The sequence below is a fragment of the Chlorobium sp. genome, from assembly GCF_021740465.1.
Classification (GTDB): Bacteria; Bacteroidota; Chlorobiia; order Chlorobiales; family Chlorobiaceae; genus Chlorobium.
In genome coordinates, this window is record NZ_JAIOZR010000006.1 from 22689 (window position 1) to 38548 (window position 15860).

A 15860-nucleotide genomic window follows, 5' to 3' on the forward strand; every position below is an offset into this window, starting at 1 on the left:
GAATATGGAAGAAAAACAAAGAAAAAATTGTATATTCGGGCCGCTTCGGGGGATAAATATACTTATTTACAAGGAAAAAAGATGAGCAGGAAAAAGAATATCAGGAATATAGCCATTATAGCTCACGTTGACCATGGAAAAACGACGCTTGTCGATGCGATTTTTCAGAAGACGGGAGCATTCAGGGATAACCAGCAGGTAAACGTACGCGTGCTTGATTCAAATCCCCAGGAAAGGGAGAGGGGAATCACCATTTTCTCGAAAAATGCTGCTGCAATATACAAAGACCACAAGATCAATATTGTCGATACTCCCGGTCATGCCGATTTCGGCGGCGAGGTTGAACGCATTCTGAAGATGGTGGATGGCGTTCTCCTGCTTGTCGATGCTTTTGAAGGCCCTATGCCGCAGACCAAGTTCGTGCTGCGCAAGGCGCTCGAGCTGCACCTTAAGCCGATTGTGGTGATCAACAAGATAGATCGCCCGCAGTCCGACCCCGTGAAGGTGCACGATCAGGTGCTCGATCTGTTCATCGCCCTTGGCGCCGAGGAGGATCAGCTTGATTTCGCCTATCTCTACACCTCCGCCAAAAACGGTGTGGCCAAGTACAGCATGGATGACGAGGATCATGATATGAGCATTCTGCTCGATACCATCATCAGGGAAATTCCTCCGCCGCTGGCGGATGACGATGGCCCGTTCCAGATGCTGGTGACCAGTCTCGACTACAGCGAGTATATCGGCAAGATAGCGATTGGCCGCATTCGCAGGGGCAAGGTCAGCCCCGGCAACCAGCTTGCCGTCGTCAGCCCGGAAGGGGTTGTCGGCAAGGGTTCGGTGACCAAGGCGTTCCTGTTCGACAAGCTGCAGAAATTCGAGGTCAAGGAAGCCGCTTCGGGCGACATTGTAGCCCTTGCAGGCATAGCCGATGCCACGGTCGGCATGACGCTTGCCGCAGTTGACGCTCCCGAACTGCTCGAGTCGTTTGAAATCAGCAAGCCGACGCTCTCCATGCTCTTTTCGGTGAATGACTCTCCTTTTGCCGGTCAGGAGGGCAAGGAGGTTACAAGCCGCAAGATTCGCGAGCGGTTGATGAAGGAGGTTATGACCAATGTGGCCCTCGACGTCGAGGAGACGGACAGTGCCGATACCTTCCGCGTTTCGGGCAGGGGTGAACTTCACCTTTCGGTACTGATCGAAACCATGAGACGCGAAGGGTATGAGCTTGCCATCGCAAGGCCTGAAGTGATCATGCATCATGACGAGGACGGCACGCTGCTCGAACCGATCGAGCATGTCACCATCGATATTCCCGACGAGTATACCGGCGTGATCATCGAAAAAATGGGGCGCAGAAAGGCCGAGATGACGCACATGGGCACCCTTCGCGGCGGTATGGTGCGCCTCGAGTTTGAAATTCCCACCAGGGGCCTGATCGGCTACAACCTCGAGTTTACCACCGATACCAAGGGAGAGGGTATTCTTTCCCACGTGTTCTACAACTACCAGCCCTTCAAGGGCAAGCTGCCTTCACGCGAGACGGGTGCGCTGGTGGTCTCCGAAGCCGGTACCTGCGTTGCCTATGCGCTCAGCAATCTCGAGGATCGGGGTACTTTTTTCATTTCACCCAACACCAGGGTCTACGAAGGCATGGTTGTGGGCGAGTCCACAAGGGGTCTGGATATCACGCTCAATGTCTGCAAGACGAAAAAGCTCTCCAATATGCGTTCTTCCGGAACGGATGAATCGCTTCGTCTCACTCCGCCGAAAATACTTTCGCTGGAACAGGCGCTCGAGTTCATCAACGATGACGAACTTCTTGAAGTGACGCCGCAGAGCATCAGGCTCAGAAAGAAAATCCTCGATTCGAACCTGAGGGCGAAGGCGACCAAAAAGGCAAACGCCTGATCGGCCGAGCCTTTCGATGGTCTTTTCCTGGCGCGGTGAGCATGCCGCCCTGAAAATGGAAAACAAGCGGAAGGGCTGCCCCGAAAAGGCAGCCCTTCCGCTTGTAAAGGAAGTTTCCTGATGGTTTTTTAATGCTCGAAGAAGAGTTTTTTCAGGAGAGTCCGGGCACGTGAAAGCCGTTCGAGTACCTCGCTTTCATCGATTCCGCTCAAGGCGGCGATCTCTGCGGTACTCCGCTGTTCAAGCTCCGTCATCCGGTAGACCTGTCGCTCGGCTTCAGGAAGCCTCTCGATGCAGGCTGTCAGGAGAAGGTCTTCATTGCCCGGTTTTTCCTCCACAGCCTGTTTTTCTGTCGCCGCGTCTCCGATCCGTCCGAACAGCTCGTCCTCTGTGGCCGGGAGCGGGTCATCCTCGCTTACGTCTCCGAAAAGCCGGATGAACTGTTCGAAATCGAGCCCGGCGGCTTCGCATGGCGTGATGCTGTTTTCAAGGATCTGGGTGGCCAGCCGGTCGAACTTTTCGCGGATTTCAGGCAGTTCCACGGCAAAATTGAAGCTGTCGTCCCGGTCGCGGGCGTCACTGTTGTAGGGGATTTTCATCAGTACGGTAATGCCTGCAGCCTCGGCATATTTTTCAGCCATGCCGCTGCCGTCGTCACGGTTGACGATCAGGCCGAGCAGGCGCGACTCGCCCCCCACGGTTTTAAAGTAGTTGTTGGCCTGGCAGATGTTGTTGGCCGTGAAAATCGACTGCCGGTCGTTGCTGGTGACCAGGATGACCTCCTCGCTGAGCGAACGGGCAAGCGGCGTGGCAAAGCCGCCGCAGACCACGTCGCCGAGAAAGTCCATGAGAATGATGTCGATATCCCATTTGAAGATGCCGAGTTTTTCGAGCACGTCGAACCCGGAAATGATCCCTCTGCCTCCACAGCCGCGCCCGACCTGCGGGCCTCCGAGTTCGATGCCGTAGATGGGCTGGCTGAATCCTGCAATATTGCGTCTGAATACAATATCGCTGACGGCTACAGGCTGGTTACGGGCATTCTTTTCGGCAAATACATCGGTAACGGTGGGCAGTGAAATGCCTCCGAAAAGGGAGGTCGTCGAATCATGCTTGGGGTCGCAGCCGAGCTGAAGGACTTTTTTGTTCATCAGCGCAAAGGTTGCGCTGAGATTGGTGGTGGTAAAGCTTTTTCCGATTCCGCCCTTGCCGTAGATCGCAATGGTTCTTGCAGCCATGATGGTACTTCCTCAGGTATTGCCGGCCAGATAACAGGCGTTTTCCTGTTCTTCGGCCTCCGGTTTCCAGTGCAGAATCATTTTCAGGCAGTCGGGGTCGCTGAATGCCTGCAGGTAAACCGAGGTGATGTTTTCATCGACCTGGCACTGGTGGGTAAATATTTTTTCGGCGTTGAGCTTTTTTCCGGCAATGAGGTCGCGTACCCTTTCCAGATCGCCCTGTGCCCACTGACGGGCCGCAATGAAGGAGAGCTCCTTCTGGAATGCCTGGGAGTAGTCGATGTTCATCCGCTGGTAGTAGCCGCCGAAAATCACCACGCCGTGGAATTTCAGGAATCGCAGGCCTGTGTCGATGGCGCTCATGATGCCGGTGCTGTCGATCAGGACGTCGAATTCGTGACCGGCAAGCGCGGCCGAAACGTCCTCGGTGTCGGGATTGACTTTCAGGTGGGCGGAGGAGAGCTGGAGGCGGTTCTGGTGAGGCTCGGTGGCGGCAACAAGTTTTGCGCCCATATGGCGGGCCAGTTCCGTGGCCAGAATGCCGACGGCTCCCTGGCCGAGCACCAGCACCTTGCTGTCTTTGACCTTCGCCAGATCGACGATGTGCAGGGCGGTCGCTCCGAGTGGCAGCGCAATGCCGCACTGGGGATTTGCGATTGCATCGAGAACGGTGAGGCTGTCGACCGGACAGACGATGTACTGCGAAGCTCCGCCGAACGCCGCGTTGACATCGGTGTATCCGAACGAGCCGGCGACATAGGCGAATTTGCCGATCAGGCTCTGGTTGACGTGCTCTCCGGCCTCGATGATCCTGCCGACGGTTTCATAGCCGGGAACGAAGGGATAGATGAACGGTGGTGATGGAATCAGGCCGTTGTAGGCCATTTTTTCCGTACCGGTACTGATCGACGACCAGTAGGTTTCGACAAGCACATCGGTTGAGGAGAGCGGTTTCAGGGTTACCTCCGAAAGGGAGACCTGGCGCACGCCGCTGAAAACAATGGCTTTTGATTTCATAGTGTATTGCTGCTGTTGCCGCCGCTTCAGGCGATTTTCTGCTGTTTGAGTTTTTTCTCGTTGTGTTTTTCGAGCAGCAGGCGGATCACGAACTGTGCGGCATTGATAAGATAGCTGAGGTAGGCCAGGTAGGCTGTCAGAATGAGAATATGTTCGGCCGGTTTGACCCAGAAGAACAGGATAAAGTAGGAGAGGTGCACGATCATGGCGATGGCGCTGCCGAAATCCTCCCAAAAAAACTCCGGGGCGAAGGCGAAGTGGCCGAACACCTCAAGCTCGAAAAAACCGCCGGTCACGAAGATCAGCACGAGCATGAAGGTCTTGAGCGCGACGAAGAAGGTCACCCACCAGAAGTCGGTGATCCATAGCCCCTGGGAGTAGAGGTAGGTGACCGTAAGGCCGGCAAGGAAAATGAGGAACTGTATCGGGGCGAGAATTGCCTGGGATTTCGTCCAGGGCGAAGCGTTTCTTCTGGCAAGCTGTTCCGGAGTATAACGGGGCATAAAACAGTGATTTAGCTTTTGCTGGTCAGGTTCGTTCCAGGTTCCTTGTAAAAAAGTAGTCGAATATAGCAAAATAGAGTGGTGCGGCAAACCGCCGCACCACGCCGGAAGTGCAGTTATTTCAGTTTCCAGTCGTAGGCATTGTAGAGGGTCGAGAGCAGGTTGACCTTCACATTGTCGAGCCGTTTGCCGAAACCTTCGAGTTCGTCGTAATAGTAGAGAAAGGTTCTCGGCTGTTCGTCATTGAGTATCTGCTGATAGCTTTTCCAGAGAGTCGCCTGTCTGGCGCTTTCAAGCGGGCGGCTGAGCTCATCGATAACACGGTCGAGTTCGGGATTCCTGAAGGCAGAAGAGTTGAACGGCCGGTTGGCGAAGTCGCTTCCCCAGATGATGAGCTGGAAGGGGAGGGTTTCGGCTGCCAGGCCCGAGAGCGCGGCCTCGTAGCGGAACTCGTTCTGGTTTTTCAGGAATATCAGGCTTTCGTCGAACCGCAGTCGGCAGTCGATGCCGATATCCCGCAGGTTCTGCTGTACGATGGTTGCGGCATAGTTGCGGCGGGGGTTTCCGACGGGAGCCGCCAGCTCGAAGGAGAATCGCAGGCCGTTTTTCTGCAGGATGCCGTCCGGTCCCGGCGCCCAGCCCGCAGCCCTGAGCAGTTCCCGTGCTTTTTCGGGGTTGAAATCGTACGGCTCCATCGATGTGTTTGCGATGGTCTTGTAGGCCGGAGAGAGTGAGGTGTTGACGATAACGGCATGGTCGGGACCCATGAATCCGTCGATGATGGACTGGCGGTCGATGGCGTAGGTCATGGCGCGGCGCACCATCCTGTCGCCGAAAAACCGGTTGGGAGCGATTGCCCTGGAGTTCCGGTAGCGGTCGCCGTCGATATTCAGCCAGACTATGCTGTCGAAATAACGGTTATGGACGGGTTTGACGGAAATATCCGGGTTGGTTGTTTTCAGCTCCCCGGCGTCCTTCGGGGTAATGCCTCCGGCAGAGATCAGGGCATCGATCTGCCCCGATTTCAGCATGGCAAGTCTCGTGGTGTATTCCGGCACCACAAGAAAGGTCAGGGTTCCTGTTGCGGCCGGGTGGGGCAGCACCGATGAGGGGTTCGCGACAAGCACCAGTTTTTCCTGACGGCGCCACTCCCTGACCCTGAAAGGTCCTGCGCCGACTACCGGAAGTTCCGACGCCCGGCTTCGGATTTCGTCTGCAGGTATTGCGGAAAAGATGTGGCGGGCCACAGGCATGAGGTCATTGAAATGGTCGAGTACGATATCCTTCGACAGCGGTTTGTTGAAATGCAGGACAAGGGTCGAGTCGTCGGGTGTTTCGACTGCGCGTTCGATGTCGGGGGTGCCGTCGGGAAGCAGGAGCAGGTCGTTGAGATAGTGCTGGCGTGAACTGGCGATTTTCGGGTTTTTATAGAGGCCGTAGGAGAACTTGAAATCGCCGGAGGTCACTTTTTTGCCGTCTTCCCATACCGCATCGGAACGCAGGTGAAAGAGCGCACGTTTCCCGTCAGGGGAGAACTCCCAGCTTTTTGCCGCCCATGGCTTGTATGCTATCGAACCGTTTTCTTCATTGTATTCCGGCTTGACCAGCGACGGATAGATAAGGGTGCAGACTTCCCGGGAGAGCGAAAGCTGGATCAGCAGGGGGTTGAGGTAATCGAAATCGGCGGAGATTCCCGTAACGATATGGTCGCTGCGGAGATTTTTGCCCTCCTGCCGGCAGCCTGAAATTCCTGTAACGATGAGCAGCAGGAAAAGCGCTGAAAAAAGTATTTTACGCATGATTATCATACCGGGAATAAGTTGTCGCCCAAGGGTGTTCTCAACAGAAAAATAAATGTAGAGAATCTATCCTTCATTGAAAAACCAAAAGCCTTATGCAAACCGAACTCTACGATGTGATCATAGTCGGCGGCGGACCGGCAGGCTCTTCGGCTGCGCTCTATACGTCAAGGGCTGCACTCAGGACGCTGGTTATCGACAAGGACCCGCATGCCGGTGCGCTCGGCATGGCTCACTCTATCGCCAACTATCCGGGAGTTCCCGATGCCCTGACGGGAATGCAGCTTCTCGAGCTGATGAAGCGTCAGGCGGTATCGTTCGGAGCCCTCTATCTGCGCGACAAGGTTACCGGCATCGATCCCGAGGGGCCTGAAAAAACGGTTTTTACGGTTTCGGGAAAATTCTACCGGGCGAAATCCCTGATTCTGGCGACCGGCGCCATGGGCAAAAGCAGCGAGATTCCCGGAGAAAAAAAACTTGTGGGTCTTGGGGTAAGTTACTGTGCAACCTGTGACGCCGCATTCTACAAGGGGAGGGTTGTTGCGGTTTACGGAAAAAACCGGGAGGCTGTCGAAGAAGCTCTCGTCCTCTGCCGCTTCGCCTCGAAGGTTATGCTGCTCTGTCCGGGCGGGAAACTTGCCGTGAGGGAGGATGAGGCTGAACTGCTCAATAAGGCGGAAAACGTGGAGATCCGCTATCACAGCAAGGTGCTTTCCGTCAACGGAGAGAGGGGGGTCGAGTCGCTCACTCTTGAAGGCGTTGCCGATCCGCTTCCGGTTGAGGGATTTTTCATCTATCTCAGCGGTTCCTCCCCGGTTCTCGATTTTATCGGCGGTCTTCTTGAGATTTCGGGGTGCGGTTGCCTGAAGGTAGACCGGGAGTTCGCGACGTCCGCTCCGGGAGTTTTCGCCGCGGGCGACATGCTCTGCAAGGAGATCAAGCAGGCGGTAATCGTGGCTGCCGAAGGTTGCCATGCTGCCCTCTATGCCGGCAGGTTTCTTCGCGGAACCCTGAAACCGAAGTCCGACTACAATTAGGGCAGGGAGGCCCGGCTAAGGGAACAGGGCGCTGAAGTTTCCCACACCCGGAATTTTTGTGGTCAACAGCCCCTCGCCGTAAAGGGTGCCGATCTGTTCGCCGAAATAGCGCGCACGGGCTTCAAGCCCGGTCAGGAACTCCTTCCGGTTGATCAGGGTTTCCGGCTCGGCTCCTTCCCGGTGGAACTGGGAGCCGAAGGCAAGCACGCCGGCTCTCGACCGGGCGAAGGTTTCGCTGACATCGACGATGATATCGGGGTTCACGTGCTTGAACTGCAGATAGTAGAAGAGGTGTGGCGGGCGGTGCGCATCCTGTTTTCTGCCGTTATGTTCCGTGACGAGCTGCCTGAGGCCGGCGTAGTAGACTGCATCGGCAACCAGCTTCGAGGCCTTCATATGGTCGGGGTGCCGCTCGTCGGGAGGATTGGCGAAAACCGCCTCGGGCCTGAAATGGCGGATGATTCTGATGACGGCATGGAGATTTTCCTCGTTGTAGAACAGTTTTCCGTCACCGAGATCGAGCCCCATGCGGTCGGTGTACCCCATGATACGCCGTGCCTTTTCCGCTTCGGTTTTGCGGGTTTCCACGCTGCCGAGTGTGCCGAGCTCTCCTTTTGTGAGGTCGCAGACCGCAACACGCCGCCCTTCGTTCATGATTTTCAGCAGGGTGGCTCCGCAGGCAAGTTCGACATCGTCAGGATGCGCGCCGAATGCCAGTGCATAGACTTTTTCAGATGATTGTTCCAAAACTCCTTCCGTCAGGATGTTATATTCAGGCTCAAGAGTGACTATTGTATAGCAATAAAAATAATCCGTATCGATGCTGAAAGTAAAAATTGTCAGGGTAAACAAAAACGCGGTGCTGCCGGTCTATGCTACGGAACATGCCGCCGGAATGGATATCTCGGCATGTCTCGACGAACCGCTCTGTGTCGATCCCTTTTCGACGGCGCTTGTCCCGACAGGACTCGCCATCGAGCTGCCCGAAGGGTATGAAGCCCAGCTCAGGCCGAGAAGCGGACTGGCGCTGAAGCATCTGATATCGCTTCCGAACAGTCCGGCGACCATCGATGCCGATTATCGCGGGGAGGTAAAGGTGATTCTCGTCAATTACGGCAAGGAGCCTTTCCGTGTCGGTCATGGCGACCGCATTGCCCAGATGGTTGTTGCACGGGTTGAAAGAGTGGACTTCGATGAAGTTCACTCGCTCTCGGGTTCGCAGCGGGGCGAGGGAGGATTTGGCCATACCGGTATTTCAACCGTATAGGGCGTCTATCCGTTTTTCAGGTGCTGCAGATGGAACTTGTCGAGCTTCCTGTACAGCGTGGCCCTTCCGATACCGAGCATCTTTGCGGTTCTTGTAAGATTTCCCTTCGATGCGTCGCAGGCTTTCAGAATCGCTTCCCGCTCATGGTCTTCAAGGGAGAGCAGCGGCGCGGATTCGACAGGAGCGGGGCACTCTTCCGTCTTTTTCTGCAGGATGGCATGCTGGGAAGGTGATTTCCCGTGAATGCGGGGGGTCTGGAGCAGCTCGATTATGTTGCTTTTTCTGGTTACCGCGGCCCGCTGAACGGCATTTTTCAGCTCCCGGATATTTCCGGGCCAACTGTATTCCATGAGGCTTGCAAGGGCTTCTTCGCTGAACTGCAACTGTTCGAGGTTGTTGGCGCTTGCGAATTCGTCGAGAAAGTGTTTCGCCAGCTGCTTGATATCCTCACCCCTGTCGCGGAGCGGAGGGATGAAGAGCGGGAACTCTTCGAGACGGAAATAGAGATCTTCCCGGAACTGGTTGTTCATGATCGCTTCCGAAAAGTCCCGGTTGGTAGCCGATATGACCCTGAAATCGACTGTTCTTTCGGTTTTTTCGCCGACCTTCCGGATTTTATGCTCCTGCAGCGCACGAAGCACCTTTGCCTGGATATCGGAATTCATGTCACCGATTTCGTCAAGAAAAATGGTGCCTTTGTCGGCCTGTTCGAAAAATCCCGTATGATCGTTGTTGGCCCCGGTGAACGATCCCTTCACATGGCCGAAGAGAAGACTGTCGGCAAGATCGTTGGATATAGCCGCGCAGTTGACCGATATGAACGGGCCGTTTTTTCTCTTGCTTCCCTTGTGCAGCGCCTGGGCGAACAGCTCCTTTCCGGTTCCGCTTTCTCCGAGAATCAGCACGTTGAGGTCGGTTTCCATAACCTGCATGGCTTCTTCCATGGTATCGCGGATAGTCTGGCTTTTTCCGATGATATGGCCGAACACCTCCTTGCTTTTCAGCTCTTTCTGCAGCTTGATCACCTGATGCTGAAGCTGCGATCCTGAAAGGGCATTTCTCAGGACGATTTCAAGACGTTCTATGCTGACCGGTTTGGTGAGATATTCAAACGCACCCATCTTGATGCATTTGACCGCAAGAGGAATTTCGTGGGATGAGGTTACCATGATGACCGGAAGGGTGATATTGTTCTCCTTCAGGTGGTTCATGACATCGAAGCCGTCTTTTTTCGGCATGGTGACATCGAAGCCGTCTTTTTTCGGCATGGTGATATCGAGCAGGAGTACATGCATCTCCTGTTCTTCCGCTTTTTTGATACACTCTTCACCGTCCGAAACCACATGGGGGGTATAACCCATTTTGCTGACAAAATGGCTTATTACCCTTCTCGACGTTTCGTCGTCATCGGCAATAAGTACATGGTACTTTTTCGTTCCGGTCGCTTTTATACCGGGGTATCGGCTGCTTTTCTCTGCGGTCTGCACAAAAAATCCTTTTTAATCTTTAGGGGTGGGGAGATAACGATTTCCTGACAGAGAAATCCCTGATAGATTTATAACAACCAGGGATTTCAAATGGTTCGAACATCAGCCGCGTACTCAGGCTTTCGGCATATCCTTTACCGGTGCAGGCGCAGTTTCTGCCGGAGCTGCCGGTTTCTGCGAGAAGGGAATCTGCTTGATCTCTTTCTTATGCCGTTCGTCCGAAATCGCACCAGGGAACATTCCCGGCGAAAAAACCGTATTGACGAGCTGGCCGAGACCCGCGCTTACATTATCGAACAGGTGCTGCACCTGGCCCGAACTGACCGTGGCGTTCAGGGAACTTACTGTTGCGTTGAGATTTTCAAGCAGGTTCTTCCAGAGCTTTCCGATCTCCTGAACCGACGACTGTACCTGTTCGGACTTCAGGGTTGCCGTTACACCTTCGATAAGCTGGCCGGAAACCGAGTTCACGTTGTTGATGATCTCCTTGACCGGTTCCGAGTTGATGGTCGAGGTAACACCCTCGATGATCTGTCCGGTAGCAGAGCTCACCGAACTTATCATGCCCTGTACCGATTCGATGGTCGAGTCTATGAGAACTCCCATGTTTCCTATAAGACTTGCCATGTCGCCATTGCCGGCGTTGCTTGCCGGGTTCTCTTGCGGAGCGGGTTTTACCGCTGCCGGTTTGTTCAGTTCTTCTGCTGCCATATTTCGTCAGGAGTTTAAAGGATTGTATGGTTAGATTTTGTTGTAATATAACAATCTCTTTATTCTCGTGTTTCAGAAAAACGACAATTAGACTGAATATTTAATCTTCCGGCACGGTATGTCAACTCAAAGCCCTTCCCTTTGCGGATAAAGCCCATCCTTTTTCAGCTTCCCGCAATAATCCCGTACCTTTTCCGTAATATAAAAAACAAATTGAAAGTCCATCTACGGGAATTGACCTGAACCCAACGATACGATACGATGACCACGATACGACGTTTTCCACTGCTGCTTTTGCCGCCCGTTCTTGCCGCCGGTGCGCTTGCCCTCGTGAATTTCCTTTTTCGCCGTCGGAAGAGTCGGGCGGCAGAGAACCTCGATATAGTTTACTGACGGGCATATTCAGCAATTACTTTTTTTAGTTCCGCAGAGGGACGGCATGCAGGTTGCGCTGGTTGCAACCTTGCGAAAGTATTGGAGTGAGCAAACTTTTCTCGCTGCTTTCGGAATAAAAAGAAGTGGCATCTATAGGCTTGATGCTTCTATATTGCAAGAGAAAACAATCACGTTACTTACAGCATGAAAACATTTCTGCACCCTCTTGCCGAGGTTTTTGGTTTCAGGGTCGATGACCGTTCAGCCAGGGCGCGGCGGTATCGTTCACACCGCCTTTGCCCTTTCAACAACAAGGTGCCAAACTGTACCAAGGACAAGGCAAAAAATCCTCTCGGTGTTTGCAGCATTCTGCAAAGCGGCAAACCGGTCATCACCTGTCCGGTGCGTTTTCGCGACGAATGGATCATTACCGATGATGCGGCATCTTTCTTTTTTGGGGAAGGCGTGTCATGGAGTTCGTTGACGGAAGTTCGCCTGAACGATGCCAATGGAAAGTCGGCAGGCAATATCGATGTGGTTCTTGTCGCATACGATAAGCAGGGTAAGGTGACAGACTTCGGTGCTCTTGAGATTCAGGCTGTCTATATTTCCGGAAACGTTCGGGAGCCTTTCGAATACTACATGAAAGACCCGGACGCCAATGCCTTAATGGACTGGACAGCGCAGCCGAACTATCCTCGTCCGGATTTTCTTTCGTCATCGAGGAAACGGCTTGCTCCGCAGCTGTTGTTTAAGGGAGGCATTCTGCATTCATGGTGTAAGAAAATGGCCGTGGCCATCAACAAGAGCTTTTTTGATACGCTTCCTGCCCTGAAACCGGTCAAGAAGCAAGATGCCGATATTGCCTGGTTTATTTATGACCTTGAGCTGGTAATTGATGGAGAAAATGAACGTTATCAGCTTAAAAAACTCGATGTGGTATACACGGAGTTTCAGTCTGCATTGCTTTCGATAACGACGGCAGTACCGGGCAGTGTCGATGATTTTGTGAAATTGTTGCAGGAAAGGCTCGACGATCAGCTTGAAACTCCTCCGAGCAATAAAACTCTGGATAAACCCTTTTAAATATGACCCTTACCCGACAGGAGAGTTTATTCCCGAATATGCAGGATGCCGTTGTTGCACACCCGAAACCGGTCAATGTTGCATCCATACCTCAACGCAGCCCATTCCGGTATCCCGGAGGTAAAACATGGTTCGTTCCTGTGTTCAGGAACTGGTTTGCCCAAAAGCCGATCAAACCCGTTATTCTCGTCGAGCCTTTTGCCGGGGGAGGCATCATCAGCCTGACGGCGTTGTTCGAGAATCTTGTGCAGCGAGCGGTTATGGTGGAGCTCGATGAAGATATTGCAGCAGTCTGGCAGGCTGTTGTTGACGGACAGGCGGAATGGCTTGCCTGGCGCATACAGTCTTTCGATCTTACCAGGGAGACTCTTCTTGAAGAGTTGTCAAGAGAGAATGGGGAGATCAGGGAGAAAGCTTTCCATACCATACTCAGAAACCGTACCTCTCACGGCGGTATTCTTGCCGGCGGATCGGGTTTGCTCAAACATGGTGAAAACGGAAAAGGCATCCGCTCCCGGTGGTATCCCCAAACGCTTGCCAAACGCTTTTCAGGCATCGACGAAGTTGCTGGACGTATCGATTTTCGGCAGGAAGATGGTCTGAAGGTCATGCAGGAATATGCGGACAGGAGCGATGTTGTGTTTTTTATCGATCCTCCCTATACGGCAGGCGGCAAAAAAGCAGGGAAACGGCTTTACCGCCATTCGGAGATCGACCATGAGCGATTATTCGAGATCTGCGAGTCGGTTGCAGGTGATTTTCTCATGACCTACGACAATGCCGAGGAAGTCAAGCAGATGGCAAGGCGGCACAGTTTCCAGATGCGGCTTATTCCCATGACCAATACCCATAATGCGACGATGGAGGAGCTGGTTATCGGAAAGGATTTGTCGTGGATGGATAGCTATCCGGCAGTGCATGAACCGGAAGTGGTTTATGGGGGAGGACACTGAAACCCGCTTGCTGGGGAATTGCGATGTTCTGCAGTTGAGTCGCCCCTTCGGGACCTGAACGATCTTCCTGTTTTTCCTTTCCCTCGATATTCTCCAGGTAATATAACCCCAGGGTCTCCTGATCCGGGACGCCAGGCACACTTATGCTGTGTTCCTGAAGTATGGAACGTTTCTTTTTGTTGCTTTGTTGTGCAAAGTATATGAAAAAATCAAGTTTTGCGTGAAGGTGGAAATATCTGTTGCAGCAGTCGGTTAGGTCGGGGTAACGAATGTGAGTCAATGTTATCAACACCACTGCAGTTTTTCTTCTGTCCCTTCAGCCTTCGGGTAATGGTATCCGGAAGTTGTGGTTTCAAACATCATGACATGATACTCCCGAAGTAACCGGATCATCGCCTGAAGTTGTGATGTCATTGTTGTTCTGAACCACAAATCGCCTGTTGATGACACAGACACAATGTTAACCCCCTCCGTTTGAAGGGAAAGGATCGGTGTTTTATGAAAAAACTGCGAATTGCCCAGATTGCTCCGCTTGTAGAGCGTGTTCCCCCCAAAAAATACGGAGGAACTGAACGGGTTGTCTACCATTTGACCGAAGGACTTGTAGCGAAAGGCCATGACGTCACCCTTTTTGCATCGGGTGACTCCATAACCACGGCAAGGCTCGTTGCCCCCATCAGTGAAAGCCTTCGTCTCGGAAGAAAAGCTCATTCGCCGACCATTGTTACGATGATGATGCTCAGCAAGGTTTATGAGAGCATGCTCCGGGAGTTCGACATCATTCATTCGCATCTCGAGTACCTGACCCTTCCCTATGCCCATAAAGTCCGGGTGCCGACCGTTCTGACCATGCACGGCAGGCTTGATATAGGCGATTACAGCAAAATGCTCGGCCTGTACCCGCATATGGCATATGTCTCGATCAGTGATTCGCAGCGCCGTCCTGTTGAGGATATCAACTGGGTAAAAACCATTTATCACGGCTATCCGCCCTCAGGTTTCGAGTTTAACGACAAGCCAGGGGACTATTTTCTCTATCTGGGCCGTTTTTCCGAGGAGAAAAAACCCCAACAGGCAATCATGCTTGCCAGGGCATGCAATATCCCCCTGAAAATAGCCGCCAAAATCGATCCGACCGATCAGGGCTTTTTCGATAGAAAAATCAGGCCGCTGCTTGATCATCCTCTTATCGACTATGTGGGTGAAGTGGACGACACCCGGAAGGTTGAGTTGCTGAAAAACGCAAAAGCGCTGCTCAATACCATTGACTGGCCGGAACCCTTCGGTCTGGTGATGATTGAAGCCCTTGCCTGCGGAACTCCTGTGATCGTAAGAGGGTGCGGCTCGGCACCTGAAGTGATTACGCACGGCAAAACCGGCTTTATCTGCCATACGAGGCTCGACTTCATCAATGCCATTCATCAGGTGGGGGAGCTGTCGCGAAAAACCTGCCAGGAGGAATTTGAACGGCGTTTTTCAGCAGACACGATGGTGAGTAACTACGAGGAGCTTTACTACAGCCTTCTCCAGAAGAATTTTTCCGCTTTTTCCGAAAAGATGCAGAACAAGGAGTTGAAACGCACTTCGGGCCCTTTACAGCCGAAGAGGGCAATAGTCTTTCGCTGATCCGGAGGCGGATCGTACCCTGTGGTTATCTGATGACTCGATGCATGAAAATAACCGGAATCGGCGGAATGACTTTATACCGGAGGAAAAAACAGTCCGCTTCTGAATTTCCGGAGAAAGGAGTAATAAGGAAGGTCTGATGTTTCCGGAACAATTCAATTGACAAAAGGAGATGAATTATGAGCCTGAAAGAAGCATACAAACAGAAGGCCGAGGCCGAGCTTGAGCTTGCGCATGCCAGATTGGTCGAGTTCAAGGCGAAAGCCAAAAGTTTTACTGCCGACACCCGTCTTAAATATGCCCGGCATGTTGATGAACTTGAGCATGTGATCGCGTCCGCAAAGGTCAGGCTCAAGGAACTTGGGGAGGCTGGAGAGGATGCCTGGGAAAAGGTGAAGGATGGCGTGGAAAGTGCTCTGGGTACTTTGCGTGAGACTGTCCGTAATACCGCCGAGAAGTTTAAGGAATGAGCCTGTAGCCAAACCTGATGTTTCAGGCGTGTTTCGAGTAGCAGCACGATGCAGGGGAGTTGGCGGTCCTGGGCGTTTTTCGGGGATTCGATAAACCGGTTTGAACAGGAGTGCAAGGCCGTTGGTGCACGGTCTGACTTTTTTTTCAACATAAAACAGGAGGCGAATATGAAGATCCATGCGTTGTTAATGGTCATGCTGGTGGCGCTGGCAGGTTGCTCGACCACATACAAGGGCACCATAAAAGGAGCCTATAATCCGCAGGAGACGAAAAACGGAATATCCCTTGTGCAGAATACAGCAGGCACGAACTCACCAGGTGTTTCCATAAACAGATAACCCTTTACTGTTTAGACACATACAGAGCTCCGCACAATCGTCGG

At 53.0% G+C, this 15860-nt stretch carries 16 protein-coding genes; 9 read left to right on the top strand and 7 right to left on the bottom strand.

The window, feature by feature from the left end; genetic code table 11:
- Positions 1 to 81 precede the first annotated feature (81 nt).
- Entirely contained in the window at positions 82 to 1908 is a 1827-nt protein-coding gene (gene typA, locus K9G39_RS04130; protein WP_292003670.1) for a translational GTPase TypA, read from the top strand.
- A gap of 128 nt (positions 1909 to 2036) precedes the next feature.
- On the opposite strand, the gene K9G39_RS04135 is transcribed toward typA, so the two are convergent.
- The 4 genes from K9G39_RS04135 to K9G39_RS04150 form a co-directional block, all read right to left on the bottom strand.
- A complete protein-coding gene (locus tag K9G39_RS04135; RefSeq protein ID WP_292003671.1) occupies positions 2037 to 3146 on the bottom strand; it encodes a chlorophyllide a reductase iron protein subunit X in 1110 nt (369 codons plus the stop codon).
- Positions 3147 to 3158: 12 nt separating this feature from the next.
- Positions 3159 to 4163 carry a chlorophyll synthesis pathway protein BchC gene (gene bchC, locus K9G39_RS04140; RefSeq protein ID WP_292003672.1) on the bottom strand — a complete coding sequence of 335 codons (1005 nt, stop codon included), beginning with the start codon at positions 4161 to 4163 and terminating at the stop codon, positions 3159 to 3161.
- A 26-nt stretch (positions 4164 to 4189) separates the two neighbouring features.
- Positions 4190 to 4666: a 2-vinyl bacteriochlorophyllide hydratase gene (bchF, locus tag K9G39_RS04145; protein ID WP_292003673.1), complete on the bottom strand. Its 477-nt coding sequence runs from the start codon at positions 4664 to 4666 to the stop codon at positions 4190 to 4192.
- 116 nt (positions 4667 to 4782) lie between these two features.
- On the bottom strand, positions 4783 to 6465 hold the full coding sequence (locus K9G39_RS04150; protein WP_292003674.1) for an ABC transporter substrate-binding protein: 1683 nt from the start codon (positions 6463 to 6465) through the stop codon (positions 4783 to 4785).
- Between the two features lie 95 nt (positions 6466 to 6560).
- Between K9G39_RS04150 and K9G39_RS04155 the strand changes: the two genes are divergently transcribed.
- Complete coding sequence (locus tag K9G39_RS04155; protein ID WP_292003675.1) at positions 6561 to 7502, top strand: FAD-dependent oxidoreductase; 942 nt, start codon at positions 6561 to 6563, stop codon at positions 7500 to 7502.
- A 15-nt stretch (positions 7503 to 7517) separates the two neighbouring features.
- Here the strand turns inward: K9G39_RS04155 and bshB1 are convergent, their stop codons facing one another.
- Positions 7518 to 8249, bottom strand: coding sequence for a bacillithiol biosynthesis deacetylase BshB1 (gene bshB1, locus K9G39_RS04160; protein WP_292003676.1), 732 nt, complete (start codon positions 8247 to 8249; stop codon positions 7518 to 7520).
- A gap of 73 nt (positions 8250 to 8322) precedes the next feature.
- Between bshB1 and dut the strand changes: the two genes are divergently transcribed.
- Positions 8323 to 8769, top strand: a complete 447-nt coding sequence (gene dut / locus K9G39_RS04165; RefSeq protein WP_292003677.1) for a dUTP diphosphatase — start codon at positions 8323 to 8325, stop codon at positions 8767 to 8769.
- A 5-nt stretch (positions 8770 to 8774) separates the two neighbouring features.
- Here dut and K9G39_RS04170 read toward each other — a convergent pair whose 3' ends face one another.
- Together K9G39_RS04170 and csmH are read right to left on the bottom strand one after the other, a co-directional pair.
- Complete coding sequence (locus tag K9G39_RS04170; protein WP_292003678.1) at positions 8775 to 10256, bottom strand: sigma-54 dependent transcriptional regulator; 1482 nt, start codon at positions 10254 to 10256, stop codon at positions 8775 to 8777.
- Between the two features lie 114 nt (positions 10257 to 10370).
- Positions 10371 to 10967, bottom strand: a complete 597-nt coding sequence (gene csmH, locus K9G39_RS04175; protein WP_292003679.1) for a chlorosome envelope protein H — start codon at positions 10965 to 10967, stop codon at positions 10371 to 10373.
- Positions 10968 to 11228: 261 nt separating this feature from the next.
- Here csmH and K9G39_RS04180 point away from each other — a divergent pair, with 261 nt between their 5' ends.
- The 6 genes from K9G39_RS04180 (at position 11229) to K9G39_RS04205 (ending at position 15816) form a co-directional block, all read left to right on the top strand.
- Positions 11229 to 11360 (top strand): hypothetical protein, encoded by a 132-nt coding sequence (locus K9G39_RS04180; RefSeq protein WP_292003680.1) that lies wholly within the window; start codon positions 11229 to 11231, stop codon positions 11358 to 11360.
- 186 nt (positions 11361 to 11546) lie between these two features.
- The gene (locus K9G39_RS04185) at positions 11547 to 12428 is read left to right on the top strand and encodes a NotI family restriction endonuclease (RefSeq protein WP_292003681.1); all 882 of its coding nucleotides are present in this window, start codon (positions 11547 to 11549) and stop codon (positions 12426 to 12428) included.
- A 2-nt stretch (positions 12429 to 12430) separates the two neighbouring features.
- Complete coding sequence (locus K9G39_RS04190) at positions 12431 to 13381, top strand: DNA adenine methylase (protein ID WP_292003682.1); 951 nt, start codon at positions 12431 to 12433, stop codon at positions 13379 to 13381.
- A gap of 498 nt (positions 13382 to 13879) precedes the next feature.
- Positions 13880 to 15007 carry a glycosyltransferase family 4 protein gene (locus K9G39_RS04195; protein ID WP_292003683.1) on the top strand — a complete coding sequence of 376 codons (1128 nt, stop codon included), beginning with the start codon at positions 13880 to 13882 and terminating at the stop codon, positions 15005 to 15007.
- A gap of 179 nt (positions 15008 to 15186) precedes the next feature.
- Positions 15187 to 15477, top strand: coding sequence for a hypothetical protein (locus tag K9G39_RS04200; protein ID WP_292003684.1), 291 nt, complete (start codon positions 15187 to 15189; stop codon positions 15475 to 15477).
- A 168-nt stretch (positions 15478 to 15645) separates the two neighbouring features.
- Complete coding sequence (locus tag K9G39_RS04205; RefSeq protein ID WP_292003685.1) at positions 15646 to 15816, top strand: hypothetical protein; 171 nt, start codon at positions 15646 to 15648, stop codon at positions 15814 to 15816.
- Positions 15817 to 15860: the final 44 nt, after the last annotated feature.